We start from the raw sequence: 17,177 nt of genomic DNA, 5'->3' as shown, positions 1-17,177 counted from the left end.
AAACCTCCCTTAATCCAGATTCTTTTTCGTAAACCCTAAAGGAAGCAGTTCGTTTAAGGTATATACGGAAGACTCCTCTCCTGCTCCCAGAATGATCTTAAATTCCTCAGGATCACAAAATTCAGCCATTACCTGCCGGCAAACTCCGCAGGGAGCACATAGTTCTCTCCTCTCGCCCCTTTTATTCCCAACGATGGCTATGGCATCAAATTCCGTGACTCCTTCTGATACCGCTTTAAAAAATGCCGTACGCTCCGCACAGTTTGTGGGCGTAAAGGATGCATTTTCAATGTTGCAGCCACGGTAAACCTTTCCGTTCTTTGCAAGCAGGGCCGCTCCAACGCAAAAATCCGAATAAGGCACATAAGCCATTTTCTGAGCCTCATAAGCCTCTTCCACCAGCATGCTTTTTGTCATCTCATCCAGTTTCAAGAACACACCTCCTGTTATTTTCATAAAGGCAGTCATATACCTGCAGCTTACCGCAGGAATTTGACTTTTACTGCATTACTACCGGCTCATTCATTCCAGCAGTTACGAAAAGGGATTGCTCTGCAATCCCTTTGCCGGTTCATCAAATCTTTTCAAATCGTTCTACGTCAGTTACAAATATGGTAGCTCCACCAAGTTCCACTGTCATCGGCATCATCATATATCCGGCTGAAACAGACGCAATATTTGGCGCCGGAACATTGCAGGTAATTTTTTGGCGTTTTCCGCAGGTATCTTTAATCAGAGTGATGACTTCTTCTACCTGTCCGTCATCCGTACCGATCATTAATGTAGAGTTTCCTTTCTTTAAGAAACCACCTGTTGTGGCAAGTTTTGTCACGCTGAACTGGTGTTCATTCAGCACATCAGTCACCCTGTTTCCATCATCTGAGCTGACGATCGCGTAAATAATCTTCATATCTACCACCTCGCTATCTTATTTGGCAAAACTTTGTTGATTAGATTCCTCTATTATAAATCATAATCAGGAAAAATAAAACAGTAAAATAGAAAATAATTATCAATTCTTTGTTAATATTTGATATCTCTCATTTTATCAAGCAGTTTCCCGTATATTCTCTCCCTCATCCATGGCTCGTTTACTGCCATTAAGCATTCTTCCACCGGAAACCAGCCCACTGCGCTGTTTTCATCTTCTTTCTTATGAAGAATCTCCCTGTCATCCGCTTCCAGAAGATAGGTCACATTTAAGTGAAGGTGAGAGGAAACATAAGTTCCCTTCTTCTCATGACCATCCACCGTCAGCACCTCCAGAGAAAAGATGTCATCGGTAACCGGTCTAACCGTTCTGATTCCGGTTTCTTCCATGGCTTCCCGGACCGCCACCTTAAGTAAATCCGTTTCCCCGTCTGCATGACCTCCGGTCCATGCCCATGAATTATAGATATTATGATAGGCCATAAGTACTTTATCGTGGGCCCGATTTACTACCCAGGCCGACGCCGACATATGGGCGCCTAAACTTTCACGGAAAAATATGGATTCCCCTGACGAGAGGTACTGGAGCAGCATCTCCTTATCCCGTTCTTCCTGCTCATTATACGGCAAAAAATCTTCTACTGTTTTCCTGAATTTTTCTATGCAGTCCATGTCCTTCGTTCCTCCATCTTCTTGTGCTTTTAAGTCATACTCTATTATTTGGCGGATATATTTTAAATAGAATAAATTGAAATGAGGGTATTATATGGATTTATCAGCTCTTGTTTTTGCCGACAAAGATCCCTGGCCTCCCATAGAGATCATGTCTCAAAATAAAGCGTATGCCGCCGCTATGCTTTCCAACATCGGTGATTGCAATTCCGAAATGTCTGCAATCAGCCTTTATATTTACAACAGCATGATTACCAGAAACTTCTTTTTTGACATAGCAGAATGCTTCCATAAAATCAGCATTGTTGAGATGCATCATCTTAATACCTTTGGCGAATTGTCCATCATGCTGGGCGCAGACCCCAGGCTGTGGAGCTTTCAAGGTGGAAATTTAAGGTATTGGACTCCTGCGTGCAACCGCTATCCCACCCGGATCGGCCCCCTGGTCGCCAACTCCCTGGAAAGCGAGTTGGAAGCCATCAGGAAATACCAGGCTCAGCTCCAATGGATCGACGATTGCCGGATCAAAGCAATCTTAAACAGGATCATTGCAGATGAACTCTGCCACGTACAGATCTTCCGGCTCATCCTGGCTGAACTTAATAACGACCTTGCTGTTCCCTTCCCTTTTCAAACATAGGCGGCATTTCACCTGATTTTTTATGCTGCTTTACCATTTCAAACAAGAATAATCCGATACAGCCTGCCAGATAGCAAGCAATGTCCTTTAAATCAAAGGTCGAACCAATGATGATCCTCGCTATTTTATAATCGCTAAGGCCAAGCAGCTTCACTAAATGAAAATACTGCCCCACCTCCGTCAATGCAGCAAATACAAATATGTACAGTGGGAGCAGCTTTCCTTCTATTCCCACAAATGACCTAATAAAGCAATAAATCAGAACCACAACCAAAATGTCGCCAACATATGGCCTGATGAATTTATCATGAATGAAAAGAGCGATAAGTACTTCAATAATGAATACTATAATAAAGGCGCATAGGTACTTCATGTTTAATCTGAATCTCACGATACACTCCTTTTTCAATTAGAATTAAGGCAGCATAGCCCAAGGCTTACCTGTCAGATAACCTCCGGCATTTATGTGTCTTCTCATGCCGGAGGTTATTTTCACCCGCTTCATAAGAATCGTATTTTTACATTTCTAAAGACCCTTTACTTTTAATTTGTTTACCAGATCGACATAAAATTCACAAACGTCAAAGCCCATCCCCCCTAATATGAACTTCAGCTATCTTACATATTTTACCATAAGGTATGCAATGCCGTCAAATTAACACAATATCCTGTTAATTCTGCCATAGAATTTCAACATTGGTCAGATCAAAAAGATCAAAAAGAGCCGGACGGTATTGGCGTCCGGCTCTTTTTGGCATGGCTTGACGGCGGCCTTTTAGGGCCTTGGGATCACTCTATTCTGATTTCCAGACCTTCCTGATATCCCTTTTCCATCTTATGCCTTGCCTTTCTGTTTTCTACGGTATCAAAAATTATGGAAAAATCATAATCCTCCGGATAAAGTTCCTCTGCGGCAACAAGAAGCTTTACCCGTTTCTGGTTGACCCAGATTTTCTTATCCGGCATCTGGACCTGCAGCACCCCTTTATCATTCACAGGCTTGCATACAATTCCCTTTTTCTTATCCGGATAAACTAACACGCTGTCTCCGATGGTGAACTTTTTTTCCATTACATTTTTATTCACCGTCGTCTTTTTCATTTTTTCTATTTTGGGGCCTTTTAAGTTCAAGTGTTCAGCACTCTCTTTTAAGGTTTTTGACTCTTCTTCCCATAAGCTTTTCTGCTCTCCGTAAGCGTATCTTCTGGCTCTTCTTATCATAGAATCCGGCATTCCCAGCCGTTTGGCTATATAAAGAGCACAGCTTTCCCCCGCCTCCCCAATCTCCATACGGTAAAGAGGCCTAAGGGTTTCCTTATCAAAAGCCATTCGTGCGTTGGTAATACCCTCTGCCTCTTTAGCGTAAGTCTTTACCTCGGGATAATGGGTGGTTGCCAGAAAAAGGCAGCCGTTGCTTCTTAACTCTTCCAGTATGGCAATGGCGATTCCCATTCCTTCCGCCGGGTCTGTTCCTGATCCAAGCTCATCAAGGATGACCAGGCTCTCCGGACCGGCTTCCTTTAAGATCTTCATTACATTGGTGATATGGGCGGAAAAGGTGGATAAATTTTCCGTAATGTTTTGACCGTCTCCGATATCACAGAGCACCTGACTGTTCATACAAAGATCGGCTTCTTCGCAGGGCAGGTGAAGGCCGCATTGGGCCATAAGGGAGAACAGTCCCACCGTCTTGATGGATACGGTTTTTCCTCCTGTATTGGGTCCGGTAATTACAATTCCCCGTTCCTTCTTTCCCAGTTCAAAATTTAAAGGCACCACGGTTTCCGGGCTCATGAATGGATGGCGTCCGTTTACGATTTTTATGATCCGATCCGTATTAATGCCTGGGCTGGTACCTGCCATAGAGGCACTTAGGCTTCCCTTTGCAAACAGGAAATCCAGTTTTTCAAGAAGGCGTTTATTCCCTTCCAGAACCTCTAAATTTTCTTCCACTGAGGCAGTAAGCATATACAGGATCCTTCTTGCCTCATTTTCCTCCTCAATTCTTAAAAGCTCCAGCTGCCCGTTAAGCTCTGTTATGGCTGTCGGTTCAATAAAAAGGGTGGAGCCGGTTGCTGACTGGTCAATGACACTGCCGGGAACCCCTGACCTGTAATCTTTTTTAACAGGGAGGCAAAGTCTGCCGTTTCTTATGGTCACATAAGAATCGGAAAAATATTTTTTGTTACCCCTTAAAATGGACTCTGCTTTTGCCCGCAGCTTTTCTTCCAATCTGGCCACTTCCTGGCGGATATTTTTTAGTTGCTTGCTGGCGCTGTCCTCTACTTTGCCATTTCTGACGCTTTCATAAATCTCCCTTGCCAGATCCTCCAATGGGTTTAAGTCCTGCTCATAATAAGGCAGGCCAAGCTCCAAGTATTTGCACCGGTTTAAAAAGTCCTTAAACCGTTTTACTGCGGTGAGCATTCCTCCTGTCTGTTCCAGTTCTTCTGCAGACAGGCAGCCGCCCTGTCTTGCCGTAATCATAATTTCCTTCAGACCATTCATGCTGACTGCGGGAGGAAGCCCCATCCGGTCAATGATGGTCCTGGCCTCGGTCGTATCACGAAGGCTCTTTTTCACCTCGCCCTCCTTCAGACATGGGGTCAAATTTTTTATATGCTCCTTCGCTGCTTCCGTGTGTGCAAATTCTTCAAGTTTTTCTAATATAAGATTAAATTCTAAAATCTGAAATGTGTGATCCATGTAATTCTCCTCATTATTCGTCATTTCAACTGGTTCCCTGAGGTTCATGGAGCATAGGGCAGACAGTATGTTAGTTCTGCTCGTTCATCGCGCAAAAAAAGCCGGTAAGACCACAAATTGACGTCTTACAGGCTTTTAACCTTATTCTGTCTGCTTTGTATCTCATGGGCAAAACAGGTACACGAAACAAAGGTAAGACCTATGGCCTTCCTGATCCGACTCCTGTTTTTCATATTAAACTGCCTTATGCTCCATGATTAAATACAATTAACAAACACACACATCCTATCTTTTATACTTCCATCACTATACCACGGAAAGAAAATCCGGTCAATCTTTTTTTCTTTTCCCTATTGACATGGCGAAATGCACTGCTTATAATGTACTTGTTCACTAAGTACACTACACAACACTAAGGAGACCTACTGTGGAGATTATAATCAGCAGTAATACAAATAAGCCCATATATGAACAGATCACTTCGCAGATAAAGGCGCTGATTATGAGCGGAGAACTGCAGACCGGAGATCCTATTCCATCCATGCGGGCATTGGCTAAATCCATTCATGTCAGCGTCATCACCGTACAAAAAGCCTATGAGGATTTACAACGGGACGGCTTCATTGAAACAACTGTTGGGCGAGGCAGTTTTGTATCGGCACAAAACAAAGATTTTTTTCAGGAAGAACAGCAGCGAAAAGCGGAGGAACATCTGCAGGAAGCCGCCGATATTGCCCGTACCAGCGGTATATCACTGGGCAAACTGATAGAACTGTTAACCATGTTTTACCAGGAGGAGGAGTAAAAATGGAACCAATTTTGCAAGTTGAAAACTTAACGAAACAGTATCCTGATTTTAAATTGGATCATGTATCATTTTCCATTCCCAAAGGTGCTATTATGGGATTGATCGGTGAGAACGGCGCCGGTAAAAGTACCACGATCAATGCAATCCTGGATCTTATTAAAAAGGACGAAGGTGTGGTTAAGTTCTGGGGGCAGGAGCTTTCTTCCTATCCCAGAAACATCAAAGAAAACATAGGAGTCGTGTTTGACGGCATCAATTTCTATGAAACCCTTACACCGGCCAAAATAGGCAGAATATCGGCGGCTGCCTATAAACAGTGGGATGAAACCGCCTATGATAATTATTTGAAAAAGCTACAGCTTCCTCCCCGCAAAGAGATTAAAACATTTTCCAGAGGAATGAAAATGAAACTTAGCATTGCAGTTGCGCTTTCCCATAAACCGAAGCTTCTGATCCTTGATGAAGCAACCGGCGGGCTTGACCCGGTCATGCGTGACGATATGCTGGATTTGTTTCTGGACTTCGTACAGGATGAGAACCATTCGATCCTTATGTCGTCCCATATTTCTACGGATCTGGAAAAGGTGGCGGATTATATCACCTTTATTCATAAAGGGAAAACCTTATTCTGCAAAGAAAAGGATGAATTGCGCTACCAATATGGAATTATCCGGTGTAAAACAGATCAGTTCGAGGCTATCGATCAATCAGAGATCCTCGCTTACCGGAAACGTGACTATCAATGGGATGTGCTGGTGGCAGACAAAGAAAAGGCCCGCCGTAAGTACAAAACGTCAGTGGTGGATGATGCCACTATTGACGATATCCTTCTTCTCTATGTAAAGGGAGACCAGGTAAAATGAAAAGCTTGATTTTAAAAGATTTATATAACATCGGTCACAATGCCAAGTCCATGATTTTTATACTGCTGATATTAGCTTTCGCTCTTATTCCTTCATCCGGAGTGGAAGGTTATATTATTATGAGCGGCATTCTATGCAGCATGATGATCATCACGACATTCAGCTTTGATGATCAATCCAAATGGCTGAAATACGCAATGGTTATGCCGGTTACCAGAAAGGATATCGTAATCAGCAAATTTATTGTTCTTCTGATCTTCTCAGCCATTGGCGCTGTCATCGGACTGGTCATTGGCGCGATAGGCGGCACCATAGCGCATCAGGGTATATTTAGCAGCATAAATGACATGCTCACTCTGCTGTTTACCGGTGCTGCGAGCCTGATGATTTCAGAAATTGCAGGAAGCATGTCAATCCCTCTTCTGTTTAAATTCGGCGCAGAAAAGGCCCGTATATTAATGCTTGTTTCCTGTTTGATTCCTGCTGCCATCTTCTTTGGCATCTATAAACTATTCATCTTGATGGGCGTATCATTTACGGATCAGACGATATTTATCCTTCTGTGCTGCTCTCCGATTCTTGCACTGGTCTGGAACTTCTTCATGTATAAGATCAGTTATGCACTTTTTGAGGGCAAGGAACTTTTGTAGCATCCGGCGGCAGCACCAATGGGTTGCCATTTAAAAAAGCGTCCGAGAGATGATCACCGGTATACACAAGCTTTAAGGAAAAGAAAGGAATATCCGTGAGCAACAGTTCAAAGAAAATACGGTCTCCTTCCCAAAGAGACAGCCCTCCTATTTCTTTTTTGGGGATCCATTTAAGCTCTCCTTCCGCACATTCAGTCAAGAACCCTTCGTATCCATCTGCGGTGTATAAAAACATGTATTCATCCGGATACTTGTCTGATACAAAGGTGATAATGGCTCTAAGCCGGTAGGAAGTCAGGGACAATCCGGTCTCTTCCTTTACCTCTCGCAAAAGACATTCCTCCGGACTCTCCCCTTCCTCCAAATGGCCTCCTACTCCCAGCCATTTGTCCTGGTTCATATCGTCCTTCTTTTTAATCCGGTGCAGCATTAAATAACTTTCTTCCTGCTGGATATAACAAAGTGTTGTTAAATTTTTATGGCCCATTATTATTCCCTCCATAGCTAAGCTTTTTCCGAAAGCTGTCCTTTTTCTCCAGGCCCCTTTAGGCCCTGGGTCCTAATTCTCCATATTCCTCTGTGAGATACTCCAGGAATTGCCTGCTGGCAACAGGGAGAATCTTCTTATCCTTAAAGACAACGCCAATGGTTCTGGCTAATGGCGGTTTTGTCTCTCTTACTAGATTATGATAATCCGCACGGTTTAATATGAGCTCAGATAAGATCCCGACTCCCAGTCCTTTTTCAATCATGGCCATGATTGTATAATCATCATGGACGATATACTGGATATTGGGTTTGATCCCATGCTCACGAAAACTTTCCATGGGTTCACTCAAGCTGCCTTCTTCCAGAAGTATAAATGGTTCTGAGGCCAGCTCCTCCAATAAGATCTTTTTATGCCTGGCCAGAGGATGAGAAAGTGGAAGGACGGCCAGCATGGGGTCCTTCTTTAATGGGATGGTCTTAAGCTCCGGATCTCCTACTGCCTGGGGATTGATGAGACCAAAATCCACGCTTCCCTCCTTAACCAGCTGCTCAACGGCCGTATAATCTCCCTGGTAGAGTTCAAAGCTGACCAATGGGTATTTCTCCTTAAACGTCTTAATTAATCCTGGCAGCCAATGGCAGGATACACTGGCAAAGGTACCGATCCGGATGGTGGCATTCTGGATCCCTTCCATCTCTTTTCGCTTCTCCGTCAGCTCCCTGTAAGCATGGTATATATTTTTTATGTAAGGTAAAAGCTCTGCTCCATCGGGGGTCAATACCACACCTTTTTTAGAACGGATAAACAGTACCGTTCCCAGTTCCTCCTCTAAGGACTGCACCATCTGGCTGACGGCAGACTGAGTATATCCAAGTTCTTCGGAAGCCCTGGTAAATCCACCTGTTTCAACAATCTTCATAACTGCCCGGTACCGCTTCATATCCCCGCTCCTTATCATAAGTTTTTCTAATGTTTTCATTATAAACATTTGTTTTACTGATGTAAAGGATCATGATATATTTTTATAGCATAATTAGGACAGTCGCACACGATGAGGAGGAATATAATGAATACCAGAAGAGAACAGCTGAAATCCGGAATAAAGGATGGAATCCCTATTTGCCTCGGTTACTTTGCCGTATCCTTTACCTTCGGAATTATGGCAATAAATTATGGACTGTCACCTTGGCAGTCCATTGCAATCTCCCTTACCAGTCTGACGTCAGCAGGACAGTTTGCCGGCCTGGGCATCATTACGGCAGGTGCACCCTTTGCTGAAATGGCCATAGCCCAACTGGTCATTAATCTGCGCTATAGTCTCATGTCCTGCTCCCTATCCCAAAAGCTTGATAAAACAACCCCATTTTATCATCGTCTGTTGATCGGTTATGGAATAACGGATGAAATCTTCGGCGTTTCCGTTTGTAAGCCGGGTCCGTTAAACCCCTGGTACTGCTACGGCTTGTTTCTGCTTGCCGTTCCTGGCTGGACCCTTGGAACCGCAGCGGGAGCGTTCCTAGGCCAGCTTCTTCCCGAAAGGGCTTTAAGTGCTTTGGGAGTTGCCCTATATGGAATGTTTCTGGCAATTATCATCCCCCCTGCAAAGAAAGATCGGATTCTGGCGGGAGTAACCGTCGTTTCCATGGTCTTTAGTCTTTTGTTTTTCCTGATTCCGGCACTGAACGGAGTTTCTTCCGGACTCAGATTGATCATTCTAACGGTACTGATCGCAGGAGCTGCTGCTGTTTTGTTCCCGGTACCGGACACTATGGAGGTTTCCCATGAATAACCGAATCTATTTTTACATACTAGTCATGGCCGCTGTTACCTATTTTATCCGAGTCCTTCCCCTGACCCTGATCCGGCAGGAAATAAAGACACCCTTTATCCGGTCTTTCCTTTACTATGTCCCCTATGTAACATTGTCGGTAATGACCTTTCCTGCCATTCTTTCGGCCACCAAAAGCATATGGTCCGGTGCCGCCGCCCTTATGGTGGCAGCCATTCTGGCTTATAAGGAAAAAAGCCTGTTCCAGGTTTCCATAGCCGCCTGCATGGTTGTTTTTGTAATGGAATTCTTTCTGTAAAAGAACCCAATAGCTTGGCAATAGCAGAACAAAAATTGCAATGTAAATTAGTATTGTAACTGTAAAAATTCCATCAATTGAGTAGCTTGTTTAATTCTCACCTTTGTATTTATCTAACCGTATAGTACGAATCACTGCAATCATAGACATCACCTGCGAAATGGATTTTATGAAACCTCGTAGATAATATCATTTCAATCTCACCTTAAAACAATTAATTAAAGCCTACGGCCTAGAATAAGCCTCATAAATTATCCCTCCCTCTGCCGTCTTAATTAAAGGTATAAAACAATGACTCTTTCATATATATAATTGGGGGGATAATATGAGTTATTGCTGCGATGTACTATTTATTTCTGCATTGGCCTGTCAAATAGCAGATTGTTTAAATGATGATGAATTAGCACTAATGGCTGCAGACACACTATTGTTAAGTGATTCATTAAATGCAATCGCTGTTCGCCGATCAATCTGTAATTCATCTGCAAACGACAAATCTTCATCAACGACTTCCTCCTCCGATCAATCTAACAAGGCAGACGAAAAATCTTAGCTCTTCCAATATATCCTTTCGGCATACAAAAAGAACGCTCTTTTATGGGCGTTCTTCTTAATCCATTACTTAATTATTCCATAATATCATATTGCTCTATTTTTCTATTCCTCATAGGAAATAATCGGAACCCCTTCTTCTATATGTTCAAAAATTATTTTCGCTAAATATACTGGAGCATTTACACAACCATGCGTACCTTTTCTTTTGTATATTTCACCTCCGAAGGAACGCCGCCAACTCGCATCATGAACTCCTATATTTCCATAAAAAGGCATCCAGTACTTCACATCCGCCGCATAACCAGGTCCTGTCAAGACGGTATCTCTTTGCTTATAGTTAAGCATATAAGCCCCCACCACAGTTGAATTTCCTCTGTTGGGATTCCCGGTTACCACTGGGCCATGAATTATCAACTTCCCATCTTTATAAAACCATATATGCTGCCTGGTTATGTTGATTTCTACATAGGTATTACCTATTTCATTCCCATCTCGGGAAAAAGCTTTTTGCGTATAAACAGGTTCCTTGGTAAGTATCAGGCCATGGTTTATATTTTCCAGTAGTTCCTTAGTCTCAGCGTCCTGATTAATTTTCCAGCCATAAAGTCCACCTTTCACTTCGACTGTTTTCCCGACCGATGACTGAAAATTTCTTGTAATTCCGACCGTATCATATTTTTTGCTCAATCCATTTACATACTTCATAATCGCGGCTTTATTTATTTCCACATCCAAACTGTCATCTACACTAAGCCATTTATGTATCAAATTCCCATCTAGCATTTCCTTTTTGGTACCAAATACATAGGTAATATTGGTTGATACGTACTTATTTAAAAGTTCTTTGGTTTTATGAGTTTTAACAGAGGTTAAGGTATATTTCGGATTTTCATAACAAAGTTTTTCATTTAGATCTAATCTAGTCTCTCCCATTAAAATGCTTGATTGAATCGCTTTATTTAACTCTTCTTTCCTAATTTTATTTCCATACACTTCTTCCACCAGTTCATAGGAACCATTAGAATATTTAAAACCCACATTTTGTGGTTCAATCAGATTATTATTCAAGCAATTTAATTCGCTTATTTTATTTTCTAAGGCTTTTTTATTATAAATAAATAAATCATTTGAATATAGTTTTTGATGTTCAAATAATGAAGCTAACCATTTTAGTGAATTCTGTTTACGGAGGAGATCTGTAATATTATCTTTTCCATTGTATTCCAGTCCAACCTCCCGCCCGGTTATGTCTTCGATTTCCCCACTTCTTTCTATTAGCCGCAGCTTATAGTCATTTACGTAATACTCCATGATCCGATCTACATCATCATTCGCTTTTAACGAGACATTTACTCCATTGATTACAGTGAAAATATAAAAATGATTTATGAAATATAAAGAAACAAGTAAATATATCAGTATTATTGAAGCTATAACAATTATAGTATTTCCAATATATCCTCTTTTGGAGAGTACTTTAATCTTCTCATTCCCCATATTATACCTCTCATCAAAATACACATGCACTATACTTTAGCATAATATTCACTCTATATTATGTATGCATTTCCAATTTTATAGCTTAAATATTCGTATACTAATATCATAATTGCTTCTTGTCGGTTAGGGGTAACGGAAAGGGGTGTTGCAGAACAATGCATTCGTTCCGCAACACCCCTGTAATATATGTCATTTTATTCACGGCCTGTACATACCGGAAAGCACTGAAAGGATTCAAAAAGTGCCGTCCTGCAAGACCTACTCCTCCAACACCTATGGCCTTTTTAACATCTTCAGCTGTTAGGCTGTGGGAGTAAGAGAACTGTATCATCTGATTCGTCCTATCGATTCATCTGATAAACTTTACCGATGGGAACTGTAAACATAAATCCACTCCCAGTATCTGATATGCCATCAACTGCATCCTGAACGACTGCTACCGCTTTCTCTATCAGACTTTCGTTTTCAAGAACAGTAAAAATTGTTTTACTATAAGGATGCGAATCACTTAGAAGCATATGTAAGGAGCTGAATAACGGGACGCTCCTATTCTCATTATTTACAATAGCACTTCCCATTCCCTGGCTGTCCAAGATGGTTGCACCACTAATTCCTTCTCTTACAAACCCGGATAAAATGTCATCGAGACTGTCAACTGCGTTTAAAACAATAAATAAAACGTACATAATTCCACCCCCAATTTTAATATTCTTACTTAATTTAATCAAATGACTGCGAAGCATGAACAACAATATTTTTCTTCTGATTATGTTTTTCTTCCTGCTTTTCCAATTGACCGATTTCACCGGCCTTTTGTATCGCCAGCTTAGCAAATATAGGACCTGTTACTTCATAAATTAATACGCTAAACATAATTATGGTACCAATAGCCACGGCATATTCCGGTAATTGCTGACGCACCAATACAAGAAGACCAATGGATATACCACCTTGAGGGAGTAATCCTAAACCGAGGTATTTCGTAATATTGGGATCGGCTTTCACAGCTTTTGCACCCATCCATGCACCAAACATTTTTCCACTGGCTCTTGCAATTACATAAGCGACCCCCATAATTCCTACGCTGACTAAAATACTTAAATCCAAGCTGGCACCTGCTAATGTAAAAAATAAGATATAGACTGGTGATGCAAAATCATTGATTGAGTCAAAAACTCTCTTTGACTTTTTATATGTATTTACTACGGTGGTCCCCATCATTATACACGTTAATAAAGGTGATAATCCTAAACTAATAGATATTCCTGTTGCGATTCCAATTGCCATGAGTGATGCTGCCTGAAGCTCGTCGCGGCCGTTTGATTTCTTCGCAAAAAAAGTAAGAATAAACCCCAAAACCAAACCTAGTAAAATGGAGCCTCCTATCTCAATAACCAGTCCGCTAACCATTTGCACTATGGAAAAATCCCGTTGGCCTGTCGACAGGGTTGCTAAAGACATGGCAATTCCAAAAGCGATTATTCCAAACACATCATCTAATGCAACTACAGGTAATATTGTTTTTGTTAATGGGCCATGTGCGTTATACTGCCTTATTACTAATAAAGTTGCGGCCGGTGCCGTTGCGGCTGACATTGATGCTATTACAATGCTAAATGCAAAAGGCTGATTTAGTAAATAATACATAACAGTAAAAACAATAATAATGGCTCCAACAACCTCTGCCAATGTAATAATTACGATGGATTTCCCTAATTTCAGCATATCTTTCATGACAAATTCATTTCCTATGCTGAAAGCAATCACTGCTAAGGCTAATTCATTAATTACAGAAAATGATTCCATATCACTTGAACTAATAAATTGGAGAAAAGAGGGTCCTAAAAATAACCCTGCTACCAAATAACCAGATACATTGGGAAGCTTAAAGACTCTGGCTGCCTTCCCGCCTATAATTCCAACCAATATTACAATACTGATTTTCAATAGAAAATTCAATTTTGTTCCTCCACATCATAATATTAAACCTTATGACATACGTTTAACGCTTTTTGCATATATCGATACCCTATTACTACGAGGCCTCCTTTTGGTATATTTTTGCACATCAAAAAAGCGGATAAACTAACTCATACTGAGCTTCGTCATTCGCTTGGGATACTCCTATGGGATTAGCTGACGGATTAGGGCATCCAAGCTGCCCCTCTTAAAATAAGATTCACCCCTTAGATTGGTTCCCCCACTACCTGAAAGATATTCGGAGTTGTTTCATTAACCTTATCATGGATATGTGAAATAGTCAAATTTAGCAGATCTTTTATCCGCAATCGCCAGGCTGGTGGCATTGTTTAAAGGGATTATCGAACATATGTTTGATTTTTATTTCAGAATATGTTATACTGATTATAAAAAGACACAAAGGAGTAATTGCTATGGAAAAACAATTGAAAAGTGATGAATGTTTCGTTTTTATTGAATCCGGATTGAATGCTTTAGAAAAAATAGGCTGGTATGGCGAAACCCAATTTATATGTCCTGTATGTGGATATAATAATGCCAACGCTAAAAGGATTAAAACGCCGAATCAAGTACGTAATAAGTCCACTTGGCTATATTGTGAAGAATGCGGTATGCTCGTCCATGGATAAAATATTAGAGGTAAAGACATCAATATCTCTACCTCTTTTATTTGTAAAGTGAACATTTATACTATTTAAATTCTTATATTCCGCTATCTTTGCATATTGCGCAAAACCTATTATTTCTGTTTTTATCACTTGTACCATACACCATTTTCATTGATTAAAAATCCGTTGATAACTGTGTTGACTGCCATGGTTCCATCGCTATTAAAATAATACCAGTTTCCATTTATCTGCTTCCAGCCTAATTGCATAGCTCCGGCAGAATCTGTATAATACCACTTATTATTATAAAAAATCCAGCCAGTTGCCATAGAACCATTGGTATTGAAATAATACCAATTTCCATTTATCTGCCTCCACCCAGTATGCATGGCGCCCACCACTCCTACTTCTATCGAAGGGTTCAAATAATACCAGGTATTACCGGAGACAATCCAGCCAGTCACCATGGCTCCTTCTACTCCAGCGGTCGACGAAGAATTTAGGTAGTACCACTTATTATTGGTTGTAACCCAACCAGTTGCCATGGAACCATTGGCATTGAAGAAATACCAGTTTCCATTTATCTGCCTCCAGCCAGTTGCCATGGCTCCTTCTACACCAGTGGTCGCTGAAGGATTTAGGTAGTACCACTTATTATTGGACATAACCCAACCGGTTGCCATGGAACCGTTGGTATTGAAATAATACCAGTTGCCATTTATCTGACTCCATCCGGTATGCATAGCTCCCTCGACTCCAATATTAGACGAAGGGTTTAAATAATACCATTTATTACCGGAAACAATCCAGCCAATCTCCATGGCTCCATTGCTATTAAAATAATACCAGTGGCCATTGCTCTGATTCCATCCGGTAACCATCATTCCACTGCTGTTAAACATATACCATTTGTTATTTATATTTGCCCAGGATTTTTGATAGGTACCATCGGGGTACTTATAATACCAGGTATTCCCATTCTTAATCCAACCAACTTCCGAATCTGGATTCCAGGAACCCTCCTGTCCACTTCCATCAGACACGTTTTCTTCCGTAAGATCTGCTTCATCAGATTCAGTCCATCCACTTTTCTTTCCATATTTCTTTTCCGTTTCCGTACCTGGAGTAGTTCTGACCTTAAAAGAATAATTGCCTGCTTTTGTCATGTATGGATAAAAATCATAAGAAGTTTTTTTCAAACACTCAACCTTTTTTATGATTGTATTTCCGCGATATAAATAGACATCATATGCTCCGGAACTGTATTCTCCTTCGCTCCACTCTGCCAATCCGATTGAGTCCCCCCAGTAAGCATTTTCCGGTGGATTATAGGTTCCTTTTAAAGGATTGAACGTAAATGTCACATATAAGGTATCTGACTTGGAACGGCTGGAGGTCACATAATCCCCTCCCTTAATGGACACATTGCCGGAACTATAACCACCTTTAAAAGCATATACATCGGAATCTATGGCCCGTAGGGTTACTTTCATCTTCGGCTTTGAACCAATCATCATTTCCTTATTGTCAGAGGTTATCCAATCTAAATCCGTAACTTCATACCTGCTATCATTGCTGCAAACATAATTTCCTGATTTTTCCGTTGTTTTAAAGGAAACTTCTGACGGTAAGGTCTTTCCTTCTTCCAAATCCTCCAGCCCTACATAAATAGTCACTGATGATATCGTTTTCGATGAAGCTGCCAGGGATTCAAATGGGATGCTAATCCAGAGAGCTGTTATTACAGAAGCCCAGGCCACCAACCGCTTAAAGTACTTCATAAAAACTCACCTACTTTTTTCTTATTTAATAATATAAATTGACCCTTTCAAAATTTAAAAATTTAACGGACTCCTACTTTTGCGCCGCGCCTGATGGTGCCATCACTGTTCCATTCTGTGTAGACGTATGGTCCACCGTCAGTGGCCCCATTTTCAGTAAAGTTGTAGGTGACACCATTGTAGGTGTAGGGACCGGTTACCATCTTCAAGGTATTGGTATCAAAGTAGTAGACATTGTTATTAATTTTCATAATCCCGCCCTGAAGCTCACCGGTGTCAGCTGTGTAATACCATGTGTTATCCCTTTGAATCCACCCGGTACGCATAAGCTGGTCATTACCAAAGAAGAACCAATGATTTTTGTAGTTGACCCAGTTGTTCGTACAGTAATCACCAGATCCCCACTGATACTTTACCCCCTGCGGGGTGCTCACAAATCCTGCAGCAAATGATGACATAACACTTCCCATGGCTAACGCTATAGATAAAGCTGTAACTGCTAAATACTTTTTTTTCATCGATCTTGACCTCCTTAAATTTAGTTAAAGTATATAGTCTATAGCATTTTCAAGTCAATGAAGTTTAGGTATTTGTAAAAACAAGTAAACTATTTGTAAAAATTTGACAGTAAAAGTTTCAAATCTTAAGAAGCATGTAATTTTAGTAAAATAACGGTAACTAATATTAACTCTATTGATAAAACCGGTAAGAGTACAGTCCATGTAAAATCCATTGTCTGTCACCGATGGAAGCGATGCTAAGGGGATTTGTTCCGGAAGCGGAATTTGTAGTTGAAGAAACTCTTTGGGAGTCAGACAAGTGCAAGGTTTATGTTGTAATACGCGGGGTATAAGCATATTTCTGCAAAAATTCATGAAATTGTAATATTCTAACGGTATGGATAATA

Annotated in this window: 20 protein-coding genes and 1 riboswitch; of the genes, 8 read left to right on the top strand and 12 right to left on the bottom strand. The window is 41.0% G+C overall.

All coding sequences use genetic code 11. The annotated features are described in order from the left end of the window. Positions 1 to 9 precede the first annotated feature (9 nt). The 3 genes from ACHZES_RS01160 to ACHZES_RS01150 form a co-directional block, all read right to left on the bottom strand. Positions 10 to 417 carry a cytidine deaminase gene (locus ACHZES_RS01160; protein WP_395548693.1) on the bottom strand — a complete coding sequence of 136 codons (408 nt, stop codon included), beginning with the start codon at positions 415 to 417 and terminating at the stop codon, positions 10 to 12. Positions 418 to 574: 157 nt separating this feature from the next. Next, on the bottom strand, positions 575 to 910 hold the full coding sequence (locus ACHZES_RS01155; RefSeq protein ID WP_013271785.1) for a cyclic-di-AMP receptor: 336 nt from the start codon (positions 908 to 910) through the stop codon (positions 575 to 577). A 113-nt stretch (positions 911 to 1,023) separates the two neighbouring features. Continuing rightward, positions 1,024 to 1,602, bottom strand: a complete 579-nt coding sequence (locus tag ACHZES_RS01150; RefSeq protein WP_395548651.1) for an NUDIX hydrolase — start codon at positions 1,600 to 1,602, stop codon at positions 1,024 to 1,026. 94 nt (positions 1,603 to 1,696) lie between these two features. Between ACHZES_RS01150 and ACHZES_RS01145 the strand changes: the two genes are divergently transcribed. Further along, complete coding sequence (locus ACHZES_RS01145) at positions 1,697 to 2,242, top strand: hypothetical protein (protein ID WP_051835370.1); 546 nt, start codon at positions 1,697 to 1,699, stop codon at positions 2,240 to 2,242. Here the strand turns inward: ACHZES_RS01145 and ACHZES_RS01140 are convergent. Next, the gene (locus ACHZES_RS01140; protein ID WP_395548694.1) at positions 2,202 to 2,615 is read right to left on the bottom strand and encodes a DUF2809 domain-containing protein; all 414 of its coding nucleotides are present in this window, start codon (positions 2,613 to 2,615) and stop codon (positions 2,202 to 2,204) included. The two genes, ACHZES_RS01145 and ACHZES_RS01140, sit on opposite strands and share 41 nt — an antisense overlap. Before the next feature lie 416 nt (positions 2,616 to 3,031). Next, positions 3,032 to 4,948 carry an endonuclease MutS2 gene (locus ACHZES_RS01135; protein ID WP_395548653.1) on the bottom strand — a complete coding sequence of 639 codons (1,917 nt, stop codon included), beginning with the start codon at positions 4,946 to 4,948 and terminating at the stop codon, positions 3,032 to 3,034. A 427-nt stretch (positions 4,949 to 5,375) separates the two neighbouring features. Here ACHZES_RS01135 and ACHZES_RS01130 point away from each other — a divergent pair, with 427 nt between their 5' ends. Genes ACHZES_RS01130 through ACHZES_RS01120 form a run of 3 tightly spaced genes read left to right on the top strand, consistent with a single transcriptional unit; the run spans position 5,376 to position 7,269 of the window. Next, positions 5,376 to 5,753, top strand: coding sequence for a GntR family transcriptional regulator (locus ACHZES_RS01130; protein WP_038284718.1), 378 nt, complete (start codon positions 5,376 to 5,378; stop codon positions 5,751 to 5,753). Positions 5,754 to 5,755: 2 nt separating this feature from the next. After that, positions 5,756 to 6,619 carry an ABC transporter ATP-binding protein gene (locus ACHZES_RS01125; RefSeq protein ID WP_395548654.1) on the top strand — a complete coding sequence of 288 codons (864 nt, stop codon included), beginning with the start codon at positions 5,756 to 5,758 and terminating at the stop codon, positions 6,617 to 6,619. Next, entirely contained in the window at positions 6,616 to 7,269 is a 654-nt protein-coding gene (locus ACHZES_RS01120) for an ABC-2 transporter permease (RefSeq protein ID WP_395548656.1), read from the top strand. Before ACHZES_RS01125 ends, ACHZES_RS01120 begins: the two co-directional genes overlap by 4 nt. Here the strand turns inward: ACHZES_RS01120 and ACHZES_RS01115 are convergent. Both ACHZES_RS01115 and ACHZES_RS01110 read right to left on the bottom strand, forming a co-directional pair. Beyond that, a complete protein-coding gene (locus tag ACHZES_RS01115; RefSeq protein WP_395548657.1) occupies positions 7,232 to 7,756 on the bottom strand; it encodes an NUDIX hydrolase in 525 nt (174 codons plus the stop codon). The genes ACHZES_RS01120 and ACHZES_RS01115 overlap by 38 nt on opposite strands. Before the next feature lie 58 nt (positions 7,757 to 7,814). Further along, entirely contained in the window at positions 7,815 to 8,699 is an 885-nt protein-coding gene (locus tag ACHZES_RS01110) for a LysR family transcriptional regulator (RefSeq protein WP_404820312.1), read from the bottom strand. 126 nt (positions 8,700 to 8,825) lie between these two features. Between ACHZES_RS01110 and ACHZES_RS01105 the strand changes: the two genes are divergently transcribed. From ACHZES_RS01105 to ACHZES_RS01095, 3 genes are all read left to right on the top strand, one after another. Continuing rightward, the gene (locus ACHZES_RS01105) at positions 8,826 to 9,548 is read left to right on the top strand and encodes an AzlC family ABC transporter permease (protein WP_089991048.1); all 723 of its coding nucleotides are present in this window, start codon (positions 8,826 to 8,828) and stop codon (positions 9,546 to 9,548) included. Further along, positions 9,541 to 9,846, top strand: coding sequence for an AzlD domain-containing protein (locus ACHZES_RS01100; protein ID WP_395548659.1), 306 nt, complete (start codon positions 9,541 to 9,543; stop codon positions 9,844 to 9,846). The genes ACHZES_RS01105 and ACHZES_RS01100 overlap by 8 nt, the downstream gene beginning before the upstream one ends. A 325-nt stretch (positions 9,847 to 10,171) precedes the next feature. Beyond that, positions 10,172 to 10,399, top strand: a complete 228-nt coding sequence (locus tag ACHZES_RS01095) for a DUF6774 domain-containing protein (RefSeq protein WP_353655091.1) — start codon at positions 10,172 to 10,174, stop codon at positions 10,397 to 10,399. A 104-nt stretch (positions 10,400 to 10,503) separates the two neighbouring features. Here the strand turns inward: ACHZES_RS01095 and ACHZES_RS01090 are convergent, their stop codons facing one another. The 3 genes from ACHZES_RS01090 to ACHZES_RS01080 all read right to left on the bottom strand — a co-directional run bounded on the left by ACHZES_RS01090 (position 10,504) and on the right by ACHZES_RS01080 (position 13,860). Continuing rightward, positions 10,504 to 11,898: a peptidoglycan binding domain-containing protein gene (locus ACHZES_RS01090; RefSeq protein WP_395548660.1), complete on the bottom strand. Its 1,395-nt coding sequence runs from the start codon at positions 11,896 to 11,898 to the stop codon at positions 10,504 to 10,506. Positions 11,899 to 12,242: 344 nt separating this feature from the next. Beyond that, on the bottom strand, positions 12,243 to 12,587 hold the full coding sequence (locus ACHZES_RS01085; RefSeq protein ID WP_038284763.1) for a hypothetical protein: 345 nt from the start codon (positions 12,585 to 12,587) through the stop codon (positions 12,243 to 12,245). A 34-nt stretch (positions 12,588 to 12,621) separates the two neighbouring features. Then, positions 12,622 to 13,860, bottom strand: a complete 1,239-nt coding sequence (locus ACHZES_RS01080; RefSeq protein WP_395548661.1) for a cation:proton antiporter — start codon at positions 13,858 to 13,860, stop codon at positions 12,622 to 12,624. A gap of 146 nt (positions 13,861 to 14,006) precedes the next feature. Then, positions 14,007 to 14,135: riboswitch (cyclic di-AMP (ydaO/yuaA leader) on the bottom strand. A gap of 159 nt (positions 14,136 to 14,294) precedes the next feature. On the opposite strand from ACHZES_RS01080, the gene ACHZES_RS01075 reads away from it, so the two are divergent. Continuing rightward, the gene (locus ACHZES_RS01075) at positions 14,295 to 14,510 is read left to right on the top strand and encodes a hypothetical protein (RefSeq protein ID WP_038284696.1); all 216 of its coding nucleotides are present in this window, start codon (positions 14,295 to 14,297) and stop codon (positions 14,508 to 14,510) included. Positions 14,511 to 14,635: 125 nt separating this feature from the next. Here the strand turns inward: ACHZES_RS01075 and ACHZES_RS01070 are convergent, their stop codons facing one another. Then, on the bottom strand, positions 14,636 to 16,270 hold the full coding sequence (locus ACHZES_RS01070; protein WP_395548662.1) for an N-acetylmuramoyl-L-alanine amidase family protein: 1,635 nt from the start codon (positions 16,268 to 16,270) through the stop codon (positions 14,636 to 14,638). 62 nt (positions 16,271 to 16,332) lie between these two features. Continuing rightward, positions 16,333 to 16,788 (bottom strand): hypothetical protein, encoded by a 456-nt coding sequence (locus tag ACHZES_RS01065; RefSeq protein WP_395548663.1) that lies wholly within the window; start codon positions 16,786 to 16,788, stop codon positions 16,333 to 16,335. Positions 16,789 to 17,177: the final 389 nt, after the last annotated feature.

This window comes from Lacrimispora sanguinis (genome assembly GCF_044987295.1).
GTDB classification, from domain to species: Bacteria; Bacillota; Clostridia; order Lachnospirales; family Lachnospiraceae; genus Lacrimispora; species Lacrimispora celerecrescens_B.
The sequence above is the reverse complement of the archived record's forward strand: the minus strand, read 5'-3'. Positions and strand labels throughout refer to the sequence as shown.